Source organism: Pseudomonas sp. P4_B3, assembly GCF_056402295.1.
Genome location: NZ_JBFUHR010000006.1, coordinates 161,505 through 177,148, shown reverse-complemented (window position 1 = coordinate 177,148; position 15,644 = coordinate 161,505). Strand labels below are relative to the sequence as shown.

The following is a 15,644-nucleotide window of genomic DNA, read 5'->3' as shown; positions in this document are numbered from 1 at the left end:
TTTTGGAAGGTGGTTTATAGCGAATGTCTTACACACGATGGTAGCGATGTCGTCTGTTATAAATTGGATCCGATGCGTAATCTCGCTTCACCCACTGAAGCACAGGATGTGCTCAGGATCACGGATGATCGACCATCTGCAAGGAACGCTACGACAAGGAGTCGTCATGGTCTTGGAAAAACCCGCTTCGGCGGGTTTTTTTTGCGCGCATGAAAAGTCGTGGCGGCAGGAACCGGGTTCCCGCCGCCATTTTTTTCACTGTCGGTCGAGTTTCGCCGCCGCGCGCTCGGTGATCTGCGCCCGCAGCTTCAATGAACCGGCAGCCCGCTGGCGAGCCTCCTCCAGCACACTGGCCGGGGCCGTCTCGGGGCTGCCCGCGGTAAACGGCGGGGCCGGGGCGTATTCCAGTTGCAGCTGCACCAGTTCGGCGGTGGCCTGGTCGAACAGCTCGGCGGCCAGGGTCAGGGCGAAGTCGATACCGGCGGTGATGCCGCCACCGGTCAACAGATTGCCGTCGCGAACCACCCGGTCTTTCACCGCGATTGCGCCCAGCGGCTTGAGCAGTTCGTGATATGCCCAGTGAGTGGTGGCGCGTTTGCCTTTGAGCAATCCCGCCGCGCCCAGCACCAGTGCGCCGGTACACACCGACGTGATGTAGCGGGCGTTGGCGGCCTGTGCCTTGAGAAAGTCCAGGGTCTGGTCATCTTCCATCAACGGCCCGACGCCACTGCCACCGGGCACGCAGATCACGTCCAGTGCCGGGCAATCATCGAAGGTGGTGGTCGGTTTCAACAGCAGGCCGGTGCTGGCGGTGACCGGCATCAGGTCTTTCCAGATCAGATGCACTTTCACATCCGGCAGCGAGGCCAGCACGTCATATGGGCCGGTCAGGTCCAGCTGCTGAACCTGTGGAAACAACAGAAAACCGATCTGCAACGTCATGGTGTTTTTCTCGTGAAGTGGGTGGACGGTTTGACTGTAGGCTCGTAGGCTTTGGCGCATACGCCAATATCCCCACGAATTACGCCAAATGTCGAAAACCATCCATGTACTCGCTTTCGCCAACGTGCAATTGCTCGACGTCACCGGGCCGCTGCAGGTATTCGCTTCGGCCAACGACATTGCCCGTCAGCAAGGCCTGCCGCGACCCTACACGCCGACGGTGATTGCCAGCGGCGGCGGGGCGGTGATGTCGTCGGCGGGGTTGGCGCTGTTGGCCGAACCTTTGCCGGATGGGGGCAGCGATACTCTGATCATCGCCGGTGGCTGGGGCGTTTACGCAGCGGCGCAAGATGCGCCGCTGGTCGCCTGGGTGCGCGAACATGCCCATGGCTGCCGGCGGGTTTCTTCGGTGTGCACTGGTGCGTTTCTGCTGGCAGCCAGCGGCTGGCTCGATGGCCGGCGCGTGGTCACCCACTGGACCCGTTGCGAGCAACTGGCGCAGCAGCACCCGCGCTTGCAGGTCGAGCCCAATCCGATCTTCATCAACGACGGTCCGGTCTGGACCTCGGCCGGAGTGACTGCCGGTATCGACCTGGCATTGGCCATGGTCGAACAGGACCTGGGGCGCAACATGGCCCTGGAGGTCGCCCGGCAACTGGTGGTGTTTCTCAAGCGTCCGGGTGGCCAGTCGCAATTCAGCGTGACCCTGTCCCTGCAACAGGAAGGCAACCGTTTCGACGAACTTCACGCCTGGATCAGCGAAAACCTGACCCACGACCTTGGCATCCCGACCCTGGCCTTGCAGGCCGGCATGAGCGAACGCAGCTTCGTGCGCCACTACCGCGCCGACACCGGCCAGACCCCGGCCCGGGCCATCGAACTGATCCGCGTCGAAACCGCACGGCGTTTGCTCAGCGATACTGGCGTGCCGATCAAACGGGTGGCGGTGCAATGCGGCTTCGGCAGCGAAGAAACCCTGCGCCGCAGTTTCCTGCGGGCCATGGGCGTGACGCCGCAGGCTTATCGGGAGCGGTTTTCGGTCAGTGCTGGAGCAGATCCAATAGCGCCTTGAGTGTTGCTTCTGACGCTTCTTCGGGAATGTTGTGGCCAACGCCTGCCAGTACTCGACGCTCATAGGAGCCGGTGAAATGCCTGATATCTTCGTCGATTTCTTCCGCGGGACCGACGCCATCATCGGCACCGCACAAGGAAATCGTCGGTACGCTGATACTCGGCTGTTTGCTCAGGGCCTGCTCCATCCATTCCAGCGTCGGATCGCCAAGGGCATACATGAAACGGTGGCGGTAGGAGTGAATCACAACGTCGACGAAATCCGGGTTATCGAAGGCCGGGGCGCTCAACGGATAGCGTGCAGCGTTGTCGGCCCAGGTGGGTGACCACAGTTTCCAGAGCAATTCGCAAAAAGCGTGGCGATTTTCGGTCAGGCCCGCGACGCCACGAGGTGTGTGGAAATAGTACTGATACCAATAGCGATGCTCGGCCTCAGGAGCCAGAGGCAGTGTCGAATGGGGGATGTCCTGAAGGTTATAGCCATCGCCCGTAACCAGGCAGCGCACCCGTTCCGGCCACAGTGCCGCCACAATGCACGCCGCCCGACCGCCCCAATCGTAGCCACAGAGGGACGCCTGTTTAATGGAAAGGGCATCCATCAGGTCAAGCAAATCCTGGGCAAGGGCGGCTTGCTGGCCAGAGCGCAGCGTATCGGCTCTGATGAAGCGCGTCGGGCCGTATCCCCGCAGATACGGGACGATCACGCGGTAACGCTTAGCGGCGAGAGCAGGGGCGATTTCGTCGTAGGCGCGCGGTGAATAGGGAAAGCCATGAAGCAGGATGACCGGGTCGCCGGTAGCGGGGCCGTGTTCTTCGTAGGCAATGTCGAGTTGTGACGTGCGGACGGTCTTTAGTGGCTGCTCAATCATCATCCCCCCTTGGTGCCGATAGTTGTGTTACCCGAACAGCACCCTTTGCCAGTGTTCTTCACTGATGATCGCGATAGGAACACCGCTCTCTCTCAGTTCAACGGCTTTTTTGATCTTGGTGCCATAAGTGCTATGAAGCCATTGATCGTTTCCGATGCTGCCAACCACCAGATAGTTGATTTTTTTGCTGACCGAGCCACCAATCAGGCCGCCGCGTTCGACTATCAGCGACTCGCATTCTTTGCGCGGACCGTAAGCCATAACTCCGGTGAACAGGAAAACCCGATCAATCCAGTTCAGTGCGGGTGCAGGGTTATCGAGTGGAAGACAGCAAGGAGTTGTGAAGATCTGGTCAGAGCCAATCGGCAGACCTGCAAACTGGTGCAGCATGTCCAGTAGCTCAGCCGATTCTTCGGAGTCCAGCACGCCATCACTCAGCATGTTGGAGAGGCGTTTATAGAGGATGTTCACGACTGGATCACCCAGATGACACAAATGAACTTCGATCCAGCTCTTGAGAAACTCGGCTTCCTGCTGGTTGATCTTGCCATCGGCAGCGAGTCCAGCCGCAATGCCTACCAGCGCGTCGGCTGAACGTTTATCAATGCGTGCTTCGTGGAAGAATCCACTGTTTTGAAATTCCTGATGCAAATCGACCATCGTCCATGCTCCTAGGATTCAACTTCCGCTATTTGATTGAAATACTTCGCCCGATCCGGCGTAAACGTCACCACCATGCCGGTCCGAGTACATGTCAGTGCTCGTTCCTGTGCCAGATCCACGTCCAGGTCTTCCCCACGCAACCCTTGCCACTGTGCGAGGTATTTGAGGGAGCCATATTTTTCGAGTTTCTTCAGGCTGCGGCTCACGCCACCTTTCCAGCCTAGTACCGGCAACTCGCCGGCGAGGCACTGTCGGGCGAGGTCAGGGAAGCGGGCGGCGCGCTGACGGCCGACTTCCCAGCATTTGATCAAGCCCTTGTCACCGGCCTCCCAGAGTTCTTCGCGGTTCAAACCGGTTCGGAGCGGGGAATCGATACTGCGTTGGATGCGTTGGGTCATTCTGGTTCCTTGAATTCGGGGAGGCTGGACAGCTCCGCTGTACCCGTTGAGCAAGGATGTTAGGTGGGGATGTAGTGGCTGGCAAAGGGTAATTTCGGGGGTGTTTGCTGACGGCAGGTGTTTAAAAAGTGTAGGGCTAAGTTTGCGAAACCTGTGGATGGTGTTGGAAGCTTGTACTCACGGCTGCCAGACGTTTTTCTCCCCACTCAACCTCCGGTCCAGAAAACACGCCGCACTGATCAACGCCAGGTGCGTCAGCGCTTGCGGTGTGTTGCCCATGTGCCGCCCATGGCTGTCGAGCTCTTCGGCATACAACCCCAGCGGGTTGGCGTACCTGAGCAACTGTTCGAACTCCAGGTGAGCCTTGTCCAGCTGGCCGGCGCGGGCCAGGCATTCGACGTACCAGAACGAGCACGCGGCGAAGGCGCCTTCGCTGCCGGGCAGGCCGTCGATCTGGCTGTCGTCGTTGCGGTAGCGGTAGACCATGCCGTCGCGCACCAGGCTCTTTTCGATGGCTTGCAGGGTCGCCAGCCAGCGCGGGTCGCGGGCGCTGACGAAACGCACCAGCGGCATCAGCAGCATCGAACCGTCCAGGCCGGTGCCGCCGATGTGCTGGACGAAATGCCCGCGCTCTTCATTCCAGAAGTTCTCCCAGATGTCGGCGTAGATCGCCTGACGGGTCTGGTCCCAACGTGCGAACGGTGCCGGCAGCGAACGTTTTGAGGCGAGGCGGATGGCGCGGTCCAGGGCGACCCAGCACATCAGCCGTGAATGCAGGAAATGGTATTGCCCGCCGCGCATTTCCCAGATGCCGACATCCTTTTGCTCCCAGGTTACGCAGACCTGATCCACCACTTCCACCGTGTGTTTCCAGCCTTCATGGGAAATGGCTTCGCCGTATTTGTTGACCAGGTAGATCGCGTCCATCAGCTCGCCAAAAATGTCGAGCTGGACCTGTTCGTAGGCCTGATTGCCGATGCGCACCGGTTGTGCGCCAGCATGGCCGGACAGGTGCGGCAGCTCGACCTCGGGTAATTCCTGGCGACCGTCGATGGCGTACAGGATGTTGAGTTTCATCGGTTTGCCATGGCAATCGCTGACCCGCCCGCGCAACCAGCGCATGTAGGCGTTGGCCTCTTCGACGAAGCCCAGGCGCATGAACGCATAGACAGTGAAGGAGGCGTCGCGGATCCAGGTGAAGCGATAGTCCCAGTTGCGTTTGCCACCGGGGCTTTCCGGCAGGCCGAACGTCGCGGCGGCGAGAATCGCGCCGTGTTTGCGCGAGGTCAGCAGCTTCATCGCCAGGGCCGAGCGGTTGACCATTTCGCGCCAGCGGCCGCGGTAGTTGGACTGACCGATCCAGTCGTGCCAGAACTTCAGGGTGCGCTCCAGGCACAGTTCGGCTGCGCCTTCCTTGAAGCGAGCATCGTTGACGGCGCCGAGCAGGAACTGGCCTGTCTGGTCTTGCTCGAGGGTGAATTCGGCGACCGCCACATTGGCGTCGATGCGTAAGGCCTGATCCGAAGATAGCCGCAGCGACGGTTGACTGTCGGCCTCGAAGATCACGTCCCGTTTGTCCACGCGTGCGTGGGTCGTGGCACGGGCGTAGTCATGGCGCACAGCGCAACGCATGTGGAAAGTGGCGCTGCCGCTGACCACACGGATCCGCCGCATCAGCAGCGGCAGGTCATCTTCGGTGTCGCCGACGGGCAGCAGATCGGTGACTTCGACCACGGCGCGATCACTGAGCCAGCGGCTCAGCAGCACATTGGTGTCGGGCAGGTAAATCTGTTCGCGGCGGGCATCGGGCAAGTCCGGCGACAACTGGAAAATCCCCGCCTCGGGGGTGTCCAGCAGTGAGCAGAAGATCGACGGACTGTCGAATTCCGGCCAGCAGAAAAAATCCACACTGCCTTTGTCATTGACCAGCGCCGCACTGCGCATGTCGCCGATGATGCCGTGGGCGTCGATGGGGCTTTGGCGTTCAGGGGGATCAGCCATTGTCGCGAAACTCCGGGAACCGGGGGCCTAATCAGCTGACTGGTTTGGGTGGCCGAGAGTTCACTTGGCGAGGGGGGTGAGTTGTCTGTGAGGGCCTCTTCGCGGGCAAGCCCGCTCCTACAGTTGATGGGTGTACACCGTCCAATGTAGGAGCGGGCTTGCCCGCGAAGGGGCCTTCACATTCAACCAACAAATTGCTGCTTCCCCCTCGATTCGCCGTTATGGCAACGTGCATGCCCTGACTGAGGCCGGACCCATGGCAAACCCCTATCGCGAGTTGTTCAAAGCCCCCGGCAGTGGCGCATTCGTGCTGGCCGGAATGATCGCGCGCATGCCGATTTCCATGACCGGCATCGGCCTGATCACCATGCTCTCGCAGTTGCAGGGTGGCTACGGAATGGCCGGTGCGGTGGCGGCGACGTTCGCCCTGGCCACGGCCTTTTGTGCGCCGCAGGTCTCGCGCCTGGTGGATCGATATGGCCAGGGGCGGATTCTGCCGGTGGCGGCGTTGCTGGGCGGTGGGGCACTGTTGTTGCTGTTGTTGTGCACGCGGTTGCAGGCGCCGCACTGGACGCTGTTTGTCTTCGCCGCGCTGGCCGGTTGCATGCCGAGCATGTCGGCAATGGTGCGGGCGCGCTGGACCGAGGTGTATCGCGGCCGTCCCGAGTTGCAGACCGCCTACGCCCTGGAGTCAGTGCTGGACGAAGTCTGCTTCATCGTCGGGCCACCGCTGTCGGTGGGGTTGTGCGTGGTGGCATTCCCCGAGGCCGGGCCGCTGGCGGCCTTGCTGGCGCTGGCCATCGGCGTCACCGCGTTCGTGTTGCAGCGCAGCACGGAACCGCCGGTGCATCCCCATGAAGAACATCACCAGGGCTCGATCATCCGTTCCCGCGACATTCAGTTGCTGATGCTGTTGATGGTGGCCATGGGCACCATCGTCGGCGTGGTGGACGTGGTCAGCGTCGCCTTCGCCCAGCAGCAGGGCCAACCGGCGGCGGCAAGCATCGTGCTGTCGGTGTACGCCATCGGCTCGTGCCTGGCCGGGTTGGCGTTCGGCGCACTGCGCTCGAAAGTGCCGCTGGCGCGCCTGTTCCTGTACGGCGGGGTAGCGACGGCGGTGACCACCTTGCCGTTGCTGCTGGCGGTGAACATTTTCGGCTTGTCCCTGGCGGTGTTTGTCGCCGGCCTGTTTTTCGCGCCGACGCTGATTGTCGCCATGGCCCTGGTGGAGCAGATCGTGCCGCCGGCCAAACTCACCGAAGGCCTGACCTGGCTGGTCACCGGCCTGAGCATCGGCGTGGCGATCGGTGCCGCCGGCTCCGGTTGGCTGGTGGACGCCTTCGGCGCGCGCAGCGGGTTCTGGCTGGCGATTGCGGCGGGGGCGGCGGTGCTCGGTTCCGCGATCCCGAGCTATCGCCATCTGAAATGAAGATCCATTGCTGAAAACAGCCCCCCCTGTGGGAGCAAGCTCGCTCCCACAGGTTGTCTTGCACTGACTCAGATAACTAAGGCGGATCGAGCCGATCCAGCGCCCGACTCACCGCCAGTTCCCCGAGCATGATCACCTGCGCAATCCCCAACAGCGCATGGCGACTTGTCCCCTGCAGATGATCCACCAGATCGTTGGCCATGACATTGGCCGAAGCCAGCGATTCGCACGCATGCACCAGCAGGGTTTCGGTACTGAGTTCGGGATTGACGATGAACATGGAGCTGGGTTTGCGCGGGGTGGCCATGATGTGGGCGCCCGGGTTGAGGTCGTGGTCGAGGGCGCGCTCGGCGGCTTCGTGGAATTGTTTTGAGTCGGGGCTTTCGTACGGGGATGCCGGGTCGGTGTCTGGCGGATTGGGTGTGGGCTTGAACATGGATGGTAAACCTCTCAGTTGAGCCGCAACCTGTCTCGCTACTAAACGGAAGGGTGGCGGCTGTACGCAAGTTAGTAGACCGGACAACCATCCAAATCCGGCGCACCCGAAGGCGCCATGCGCACAGCCACCATCAAATGCAGGCAAACACCTGACTGAAGGACACTTATGCACCGATTTTGGATGATGAGGTGGGCTACTAAACCCGATCACTGACAATCAGTGACCCGAATCAAGTTACCGACCACCCCCAAGGCGCACAAGCCGGCGGATTCTGGCGTACCTGTAGGCAACGGCGCAAGGCGTTGTGGCTTTCACGAAGTAACCTGTAGGCCGCTTAAACAAGTGCCGCAGAGCGGTATTTAACCTGCTGTTATGCCTTACCAAAGTGCGACAGAAACATTGGAAAATGCCGGGAAGAATCCTACGTAACTTTGCGGTTGGCCGTCGGAAGTCCGTTGCTTACGATCTAACGCGCAATGAACAGTTGGTCCGGCAAATGACACCTCATCTTGCCCGCGACGACAGCGATCCCGGAGGTCAATGTGAGCGCCGAGCTTTCCACCACCACCCCAGAGGTTGAGACTGACGAACATGCCGCCAGCTATGACTGCTGGTTCCGCATCAAAGTGCAAGCTTCGCTTGACGGCCCGTACCCGAACGTCCCGCATGATCAGGTAATGGCTGATATGCGAGCTCTTCTCGAATCAAAGTCTAATGGACACGATGGTGCTTGAGTGGTGATCGCTGCGCGGTCCACCGTCTCACTATTACTACTTCGACACTCGGTTCAAAACTGCTAAATTCACCGCCCGATTGGCACGACAAGGAATGTTCGTTGATGAAATTTGGCTACCTGATCATCTACGTCAAGGATGTAGAGGCCTCACTCAAATTCTTCTCATCGGCTTTCGGGCTCAGCGTTCGGTTTCTCCATGAGTCGGGCACTTATGGCGAACTCGAAACAGGCGAAACCGCGCTGGCGTTCGCCGCCGATGAGCTGGCTTCCACGAACTTCAGTACCGGCCACGTCCCGGCACACTCTTCCCTCAAACCGTTAGGCATCGAAGTCGGGCTGATAACCGAGGATGTCCCCGTAGCCCATGCCAAAGCGATTCAAGCAGGCGCTAGCGAAATCGCTGCCCCGACTACCAAGCCCTGGGGGCAAACCGTGTCTTACGTTCGATGCCCTGACGGAACGCTGGTTGAGCTGTGCACACCCGTAAACGCTACCGAGAGTGAGTCTTGAAAGCCGGGCGTGTAGCGAACCACGCGGACAACTCAGGCAGCAGCCAGCATATGGTCACGTCAATGGACGAATTGGTGATATGTAAAATCTCTGGGCTCGCGCCGCAAATCCGCGAGCTGGAAACGGAGGCCGTTGCAGAAGGCTTCAGGTTCCTCTCCCGGTTGATCGAGGAATGGGAAAACGGTGCCAATCGATTCGATCAGCAGGGTGAGTGTCTTTTCGGGGCGTTCCGCAACGGACGGCTGATTGCCATCGGAGGTCTTTCATCCGACCCCTTTGCCGAACCGGATGTAGGGCGATTACGGCGGGTCTACGTCGCACGTGCATCAAGGGGCCAGAACGTAGGCAAAGCGTTGGTGCAGCAACTGCTGGAATTGGCGTCTGAGCATTTCCGCGTTGTGCGACTGACCACGGACACACCCGAGGGCGCTGCCTTTTACCTTCGCTGCGGGTTCCGGCCGATACAGGATGATTTTGCGACGCATATGAAGTCATTGGTGGATGTGACATAGCCAATGCGAACTCACTGATGGACCGTCGGGGCATTTGTGGTTCAGCAACTTTCACGCCTGAAGGAATAGTCCTCAGGCCTCGGACAGGGTTCTGCCGAGCCGTCTTCCGCATCCCGTATCGCCTATGTATTATCGGCATCGGCCCGATGCTGCCCGCCGCTCGCTCCCGCTGGGAAAGGTGAAAGCATCTCCTTCTTGTACGAACCCTGTCGCCTCTCTTGACGGTCGAGGTTTGGCAATGCGAGCACCAAGGCATCTCGGCTACAGGAGCAGTCATGTTTTCAATCGAGCAAGCCAAGCAAATGGCCAAACAGTTGCGCGCCTCGCTGGAGGAACGCAATCAAGTGGTGACCCATTCCACCGCGCTGGAACTGGTTGCGCAGCAACTGGGCTACAAGGACTGGAACACCGCGTCAGCGATGCTTGCCCCGGCAAGCATACCGTCCACGCCTGCTGCGACTTTCGACAAACCCATTCCAATCCTGCGGATGTTCGACGAAGGCAAGGCGCGCGAGTTTTATCTGGATTTCCTGGGGTTCAGCGTCGAGTTCGAGCACCGCTTCGAGGCTGATCTGCCGCTGTACCTGGGCATCAGTCGCGACGGGCTGCAACTGCATCTTTCCGAACATCATGGCGATGCCAGTCCTGGCTCGACGGTATTTGTGCCGATGAAAAATATTGAACTGCTGCGGGACGAATTGCTCGGCAAGCGCTACGGATACGGGCGTCCGGATATTGTTCAGCAGGGCTGGGGTAAAGAGCTGCAAGTCTACGACCCGTTCGGCAATCGGATTCGCTTCTGCCAATACTGATTCGACGGTGCGGACCGGGGTGACCCGGTCCGCTTCAAGGCACAACGATTCGACCTCGCTCGCACCGATTCAGGCTGTGCTTTAATCTGAAACCTTCAATCAGGAGATCTCGGAATGGAACCCAACATCGCACACATTTCTCGCTTCCTCGTATCAGGTCTGACCGTACGTACGAAGAACCAGGATGAATTCCGGCAGGAGAGTGCGAAGATCCCCGGGTTGTGGGGCCAGTTCTTTTCGGCCAGCGTTGCTGACCAGATCCCGGACCGTTTACCCAACGCCCCTGTTGTTGGTGTGTACTCAACTTATGAATCTGACGCCAACGGTTTGTACAACGTGACGGCAGGTGTGCCCGTGACCGCGACGAGCGCGGACTTCGACAGCATCGAGATTCAGGAAGGCAAGTATCTGGTCTTCGAAGCCCGTGGCCCAATGCCCGCTGCGGTCATTCAGGCCTGGGGGGACATCTGGAACTACTTTGAACAGCATCAACAGGTGCAACGTCGTTACGCCACGGACTTTGAATCCTATGGCGGCCCTGACGAAGTCCGGATTCATATTGGCGTTGTGGCATAAGCGCTGAACGAAATGTGTGGGTTAAATCTTAAGGACGAACACGCTATGACCACGCAGGACACTTCGCTTCAAGACATCGCCGCGCCTGAAGGCGTTTGTTATGGCTGCGGCAGCCAGAATCCGCACGGGCTGCACATCAAGAGCTTCTGGCATGAAGACGGCGTGCATGTCATGGCGCAGCATTTGCCGGATGACAAGTATTGCGGCTGGCCGGATCTGGTTTACGGCGGTTTGATTGCGATGCTGGTGGATTGTCATTCCAACTGGGCCGCGATGGCTTATCACTACCGGGCAGAACAGCGCGAAGCGGGCAGCTTGCCTCACATCACCTGCGTCACCGGTAACCTGGGCATCAAGTTCATCAAGCCCACCCCGATGGGCGTACCCCTGACACTGCGTGCCAAAGTCGAGGGCGATGTCGGGCGCAAAAGTCGCGTCATCTGTGAGGTCTTCGCCGGAGATGTCCTGACCGCAGTCGGGGACTCCATCTTTGTCCGCGCCGATACCGAGCAACTCAGGGCCGCCGCGCAGCCAATGTAGGAGCGAGCTCGCTCGCGATGGACTCATAGGCGCAGCGTTCAACCAGTAAACACGCGTTATCGTTAACGACCATCGCGAGCATGCTCGCTCCTACATGTGGAAGCTGCCGGCCGTCAGTACTGCGCGCGCAGGCTCAGGGTCACGGTACGCGGGTCGCCGTAGAAGTTGGTGCCCCAGGAGGCATCGACGCGGTCGTAGTACTTGCGGTCGAACAGGTTGTTGGCCGTCAGTGTCGACGACAGGTGTTCGTTGAACTTGTAGCCGACCTGCGCCGTGGCGATGGCAAAGCCGCCTTGCTGGAACTTCACGTCACGCTGGTAGTAGGTGTCGCTGACCACACGCACGCCACCGCCGACGCTGAAGTCCTTGAGCGCACCGTCGGTGAACTCGTACTTGTTCCACAGGTTGAAGTTGTGCCTGGGCGTAATGGTGCTGAAGGTCTTGCCTTTGTTGGCCTGATCGCCGTCCAGGAACTTGGTGGAGGTGTAGGCGTAACCGGTGACGATGCTCCAGTTCTCGGTCAGGTTGCCGCTCAGCTCGGTTTCCCAGCCCTGGCTGCGGGCCTTGCCTTCGGTCATGTAGGCACCGGAGGTGTTGTCGTATTCGGCGCGGTTTTCATCGTAGATGCGGAAGGCCGCAACGCTGGCGTTCAGGCGTCCGTCGTAGAATTCGCGCTTGAGGCCGATCTCGTACTGCTTGCCTTCGCGCGGGCCGACCGGCTGACCGTCCGTGCCGATTTCGCTCTGCGGTTTGAACACGCCGGTGTAGCTGAAGTAGGTCGACAGTTCAGGGGTGATCTTGCCGATGATGGCGCCGTACGGCACGACCTTGCGGTTGATGCTGGTGTGGGCTTCGCCGAAGTTGTTGAAGAAGGCGTTGGCGTTTTTCGCATCGCTTTCGTACCAGGTGACGCGGCTGCCGCCGATGACATCGAGCCAGTCGGTGACGTTGAACTTGGCACGGGTGTAGACGCCGTACTGATCGGACTTGGACCAGTTGCCGTTGACGTGCGCATAGTCGTTGTGGGGAATGTCGATGCTGCCCGGGTCGAACACGTTGATCGGGAAGTACTCGCCGCCGCCGTAGGTGAAGTCCTTGTCCAGGTGCTGGTACTCGGCGCCCAGGGTGAACTCGTGTCGGCGATTGGCGAATTCGAACGGCGTGGTGACGAAGCTGTCGACACCGATGGTCTTGATGTGGGTGTAGTAGTCGTAGGCCACGGCCCAGCTGTCACCGGTGGCCGGGTCGACCGCGCCGTCGGCCCAGGTGAAGTTACGCTGCGGGGTTTCGGCGTCGCGGTAGGTCAGGGTGGTCTTGAACTGACCGCCGTTGTCCAGTTCGTGGTCGAGTTCGGCGAAGGTTTCCCAGACTTTTTCGTCGAGGGTGTTCCACTTGGCGTCGACGAAGGTCGAGCGCGGCACGTCGAGCAATGAGCCGTCGGCGTAGGCCGGCAAGCCGAAGGCCGGGGTGGAATGGTTCTGCTGGTAAGCGCCGCCGACCGACAGGGTGGTGGCCGGGTCGAGGTCGAACTCCAGGCGACCGTAGACCATCGGACGTTCGTTCTGCGCGTAGTTGACGAAAGACTTGTTGTTTTCGTAAGCGGTGATGAAGCGACCGCGCACGGTGCCCTGGTCGTTCAACGGGCCGGTGACGTCCACCGAAGAACGGTAGCGATCGTAGGAGCCTGCGGCCAGTTCGCCACCGAGGGCGAATTGGCTCAGGGCGCGCTTGCGCACAACGTTGATCGTACCGCCGGGTTCACCCGCGCCCTGGTACAGGCCCGAAGGACCGCGCAGCACTTCGATGCGGTCGTACATCGCCAGGTCGAAACTGGTGGCCATGTCGCCCTGGCCGGTGGGTTGCGAGACGCCGTCGACCTGCACCTGATCGACGAGGAAGCCGCGCATGTAGATGTCGTTGAGGCTGGAGCCGGAGTTGTAGGTCTTGATGGTCACGCCGGTGACCTGACGCAGGGCGTCCTGCAGGCTGTTCAGGTTCTGGTCGTCCATGCGTTGGCGCGTGACGACGGACACCGACTGCGGGATGTCCTTGACCTTGACCTTGATGTTGCCTTTGCCGATGGTCACTTCATCGCTGGTATAGGAGTGCGTGCCTTCAGTGGTCGGCCCCAGCGCCAGGCCGGTGATGGACGTCGCACCCAGCTGCAACGCACTGGAGTCACCGGCCGCAGGCACCAGCGACACGGTGTTGCCATTCAACTGAAAATTGATGCCGCTCCCCAGCAGCAAGGTTTTCAGTGCCTGTTCCGGTTCCATGTTGCCGGACACCGCCGTGGACTTGATGCTGTTGACCATGTCCTGACTGTAGAGAATCTGCAGGTTGGTCTGCTGGCCCAGTTGGCGCAATGCACTGGCCAGCGATTGAGCCGGCACATTGACGCTGACCGGGGCTGCCTCGACCTGGGATGTGCCCAGCAGCAACAGGGTCAACAGCGCGCCCGGCACGACCGTTCGGAATTTCTTTTGCCGTTCGATGGCTAATGCCAAGGGTGCGCGGGACAGAGTAAGGCTTTGCATTGCTCTAATCGCTCCAGAATGGTGTGTGCAGCGTTTTAGTTAATGATAATTATTATTAGACGGACCACTTTGGCTAAACCGGAAAACAAACTTCAAAAAAACAATGATTTGCGTGCGACAACCACCGTCAGGCGGTCGCGCGCTCGGTGACGACCCGGCCCGATTCCATGCGCACCAGTTGATCGGCCATGTCGAAATAGCGGTCGTCGTGGGAGATGACGATGATGGTTTTGCCGCAGCCGTTTTCGCCGACGATGAAAATGATGTCGCCTTGCTCGATGTTCAGGTTTACCGGGCCCAGGCGAAACGCATCACTGCCCGGTGCGGCCGGGAAGGTGTAGCTGACGTTGTCCAGTTGCAGATGGTTGACCACGGTCGGCCGGGTACCGTTGTCGTTGAGCAGCAGGTGCGGCTCGGGCGAGGAAAACTGGCTGGACAGCTCCGCGATCGAAGGTGTTGATCGAGCGCACTTGGGTGTTACAGATGAAATCGGCGGTGCCCTGGATGCCGGTGCCGATGGCAATCGCCAGCACCATCATCAGCCGGTGGCTGCGGTAGCGCTCGATCTGTTCGATGGGCGCCGAGAGTACTTTTTCCCCCAGCGCTTTGCGCAGTTTGGCAATGACGTGCCGCCGCCTTCGCGAGCAAGCTCGCTCCTACAGGGCCCGTGGCTAATTAGCGGGCAAGTCGAAGCAGTACTTTAAATCTATATGAGAATTACTATAAATTACGCGACTCAAATTGCCACTATCGTGTCGCTGCGTGATTCAGCGGTCGCCGGAACGGCTCAAGGACAGAAACCGCACCCCATGCGGACGGGAGTCATGTTGGAAAACTACTATCGCGAGCTGGTGTGTTTCCTGAACGCCAGGCTGGGCAACCGCCAGGTGGCCGAAGATGTGGTGCATGACGCTTACCTGCGCGTGCTGGAACGCACCAGCGAAGCGCCGATCGAGCAGCCCCGGGCGTTTCTTTATCGCACTGCATTGAATCTGGTCATCGATGACCATCGACGCAACGCCTTGCGTCGCGCCGAGCCGCTGGACGTACTCGACAGCGAAGAACGCTACTTCACGCCTTCGCCGCACAAGGTCCTCGATCACGGCCAGCGCCTGGACATGCTCCAGCGGGCCTTGGCGGAGCTGCCACGGTTGTGCCGCGAGAGCTTCCTGTTGCGCAAGATCGAGGGCCTGTCCCATCCGCAAATCGCCGAGCAACTGGGTATTTCCCGTGCGCTGGTCGAAAAGAACATCGTCAATGCCATGAAGCATTGCCGTGTGCGGATGCGCCAGTGGGACGCCCAGTGATTCTGCGCGGCTCGGCACTCAAGCCGGTCGACGACAGCCCCTTCGTCAACGCAGTGTTCTCGCCGGAGTTCACCGACCTGGTGCTCCAGCAACCCGACAGCGAGCGCGAACGACTGGTGAACGAGTACCACAACACCTATTACTCGGTGGTGATGGATTTGTTGTTGGCGACGGCGAGCTGAGATTTGCTGCGTCTGTAAGGCCGCCTTCGCGAGCAAGCCCGCTCCCACAGTAGTCCAGTGAACACAGGTCCATTGTGGGAGCGAGCCTGCTCGCGATGGGGCGATTGAAATCACCCAATA

Annotated in this window: 16 protein-coding genes and 2 pseudogenes; 10 read left to right on the top strand and 8 right to left on the bottom strand. The window is 60.0% G+C overall.

Translation table 11 applies throughout. The annotated features are described in order from the left end of the window. Positions 1-255 precede the first annotated feature (255 nt). Positions 256-942 carry an isonitrile hydratase gene (inhA, locus tag AC1DWG_RS08650; protein WP_477777755.1) on the bottom strand — a complete coding sequence of 229 codons (687 nt, stop codon included), beginning with the start codon at positions 940-942 and terminating at the stop codon, positions 256-258. 88 nt (positions 943-1,030) lie between these two features. Between inhA and AC1DWG_RS08645 the strand changes: the two genes are divergently transcribed. After that, complete coding sequence (locus tag AC1DWG_RS08645; RefSeq protein ID WP_477787643.1) at positions 1,031-2,014, top strand: GlxA family transcriptional regulator; 984 nt, start codon at positions 1,031-1,033, stop codon at positions 2,012-2,014. On the opposite strand, the gene AC1DWG_RS08640 is transcribed toward AC1DWG_RS08645, so the two are convergent. The 4 genes from AC1DWG_RS08640 to AC1DWG_RS08625 all read right to left on the bottom strand — a co-directional run bounded on the left by AC1DWG_RS08640 (position 1,983) and on the right by AC1DWG_RS08625 (position 5,944). Continuing rightward, positions 1,983-2,885, bottom strand: a complete 903-nt coding sequence (locus tag AC1DWG_RS08640) for an alpha/beta fold hydrolase (protein ID WP_477753892.1) — start codon at positions 2,883-2,885, stop codon at positions 1,983-1,985. The two genes, AC1DWG_RS08645 and AC1DWG_RS08640, sit on opposite strands and share 32 nt — an antisense overlap. 24 nt (positions 2,886-2,909) lie before the next feature. After that, positions 2,910-3,542 (bottom strand): BRCT domain-containing protein, encoded by a 633-nt coding sequence (locus AC1DWG_RS08635; protein WP_477753891.1) that lies wholly within the window; start codon positions 3,540-3,542, stop codon positions 2,910-2,912. Between the two features lie 11 nt (positions 3,543-3,553). Beyond that, positions 3,554-3,943 carry a hypothetical protein gene (locus AC1DWG_RS08630; RefSeq protein ID WP_458370074.1) on the bottom strand — a complete coding sequence of 130 codons (390 nt, stop codon included), beginning with the start codon at positions 3,941-3,943 and terminating at the stop codon, positions 3,554-3,556. Positions 3,944-4,120: 177 nt separating this feature from the next. Then, a complete protein-coding gene (locus AC1DWG_RS08625) occupies positions 4,121-5,944 on the bottom strand; it encodes a glycoside hydrolase family 15 protein (RefSeq protein ID WP_477787642.1) in 1,824 nt (607 codons plus the stop codon). A 256-nt stretch (positions 5,945-6,200) separates the two neighbouring features. On the opposite strand from AC1DWG_RS08625, the gene AC1DWG_RS08620 reads away from it, so the two are divergent. After that, positions 6,201-7,373: an MFS transporter gene (locus AC1DWG_RS08620; protein WP_477765159.1), complete on the top strand. Its 1,173-nt coding sequence runs from the start codon at positions 6,201-6,203 to the stop codon at positions 7,371-7,373. Positions 7,374-7,449: 76 nt separating this feature from the next. Here AC1DWG_RS08620 and AC1DWG_RS08615 read toward each other — a convergent pair whose 3' ends face one another. After that, positions 7,450-7,809 (bottom strand): DUF6124 family protein, encoded by a 360-nt coding sequence (locus AC1DWG_RS08615; protein ID WP_477765160.1) that lies wholly within the window; start codon positions 7,807-7,809, stop codon positions 7,450-7,452. 545 nt (positions 7,810-8,354) lie between these two features. On the opposite strand from AC1DWG_RS08615, the gene relB reads away from it, so the two are divergent. The 6 genes from relB to AC1DWG_RS08585 all read left to right on the top strand — a co-directional run bounded on the left by relB (position 8,355) and on the right by AC1DWG_RS08585 (position 11,498). Further along, positions 8,355-8,546 carry a type II toxin-antitoxin system RelB family antitoxin gene (gene relB / locus AC1DWG_RS08610; RefSeq protein WP_477787641.1) on the top strand — a complete coding sequence of 64 codons (192 nt, stop codon included), beginning with the start codon at positions 8,355-8,357 and terminating at the stop codon, positions 8,544-8,546. Between the two features lie 104 nt (positions 8,547-8,650). Beyond that, positions 8,651-9,058 (top strand): VOC family protein, encoded by a 408-nt coding sequence (locus AC1DWG_RS08605; RefSeq protein ID WP_477765162.1) that lies wholly within the window; start codon positions 8,651-8,653, stop codon positions 9,056-9,058. Positions 9,059-9,108: 50 nt separating this feature from the next. Further along, positions 9,109-9,570, top strand: coding sequence for a GNAT family N-acetyltransferase (locus AC1DWG_RS08600; protein ID WP_477765179.1), 462 nt, complete (start codon positions 9,109-9,111; stop codon positions 9,568-9,570). A gap of 275 nt (positions 9,571-9,845) precedes the next feature. Next, positions 9,846-10,382 (top strand): glyoxalase superfamily protein, encoded by a 537-nt coding sequence (locus AC1DWG_RS08595; RefSeq protein ID WP_477787640.1) that lies wholly within the window; start codon positions 9,846-9,848, stop codon positions 10,380-10,382. A gap of 114 nt (positions 10,383-10,496) precedes the next feature. Continuing rightward, positions 10,497-10,958, top strand: a complete 462-nt coding sequence (locus AC1DWG_RS08590; RefSeq protein WP_477787639.1) for a GyrI-like domain-containing protein — start codon at positions 10,497-10,499, stop codon at positions 10,956-10,958. 45 nt (positions 10,959-11,003) lie between these two features. Beyond that, a complete protein-coding gene (locus AC1DWG_RS08585) occupies positions 11,004-11,498 on the top strand; it encodes a PaaI family thioesterase (protein ID WP_477765165.1) in 495 nt (164 codons plus the stop codon). 113 nt (positions 11,499-11,611) lie between these two features. On the opposite strand, the gene AC1DWG_RS08580 is transcribed toward AC1DWG_RS08585, so the two are convergent. Both AC1DWG_RS08580 and AC1DWG_RS08575 read right to left on the bottom strand, forming a co-directional pair. Then, positions 11,612-14,035, bottom strand: a complete 2,424-nt coding sequence (locus tag AC1DWG_RS08580; RefSeq protein ID WP_477787638.1) for a TonB-dependent siderophore receptor — start codon at positions 14,033-14,035, stop codon at positions 11,612-11,614. A 217-nt stretch (positions 14,036-14,252) separates the two neighbouring features. Beyond that, positions 14,253-14,667, bottom strand: a pseudogene (locus tag AC1DWG_RS08575) (hypothetical protein); the annotation flags it as partial. 192 nt (positions 14,668-14,859) lie between these two features. Between AC1DWG_RS08575 and AC1DWG_RS08570 the strand changes: the two are divergent. Both AC1DWG_RS08570 and AC1DWG_RS08565 read left to right on the top strand, forming a co-directional pair. Further along, a complete protein-coding gene (locus AC1DWG_RS08570; protein ID WP_477765167.1) occupies positions 14,860-15,342 on the top strand; it encodes a sigma-70 family RNA polymerase sigma factor in 483 nt (160 codons plus the stop codon). Next, positions 15,339-15,506: pseudogene (locus AC1DWG_RS08565) on the top strand (SidA/IucD/PvdA family monooxygenase); the annotation flags it as partial. The gene AC1DWG_RS08570 and the pseudogene AC1DWG_RS08565, both read left to right, overlap by 4 nt. Positions 15,507-15,644: the final 138 nt, after the last annotated feature.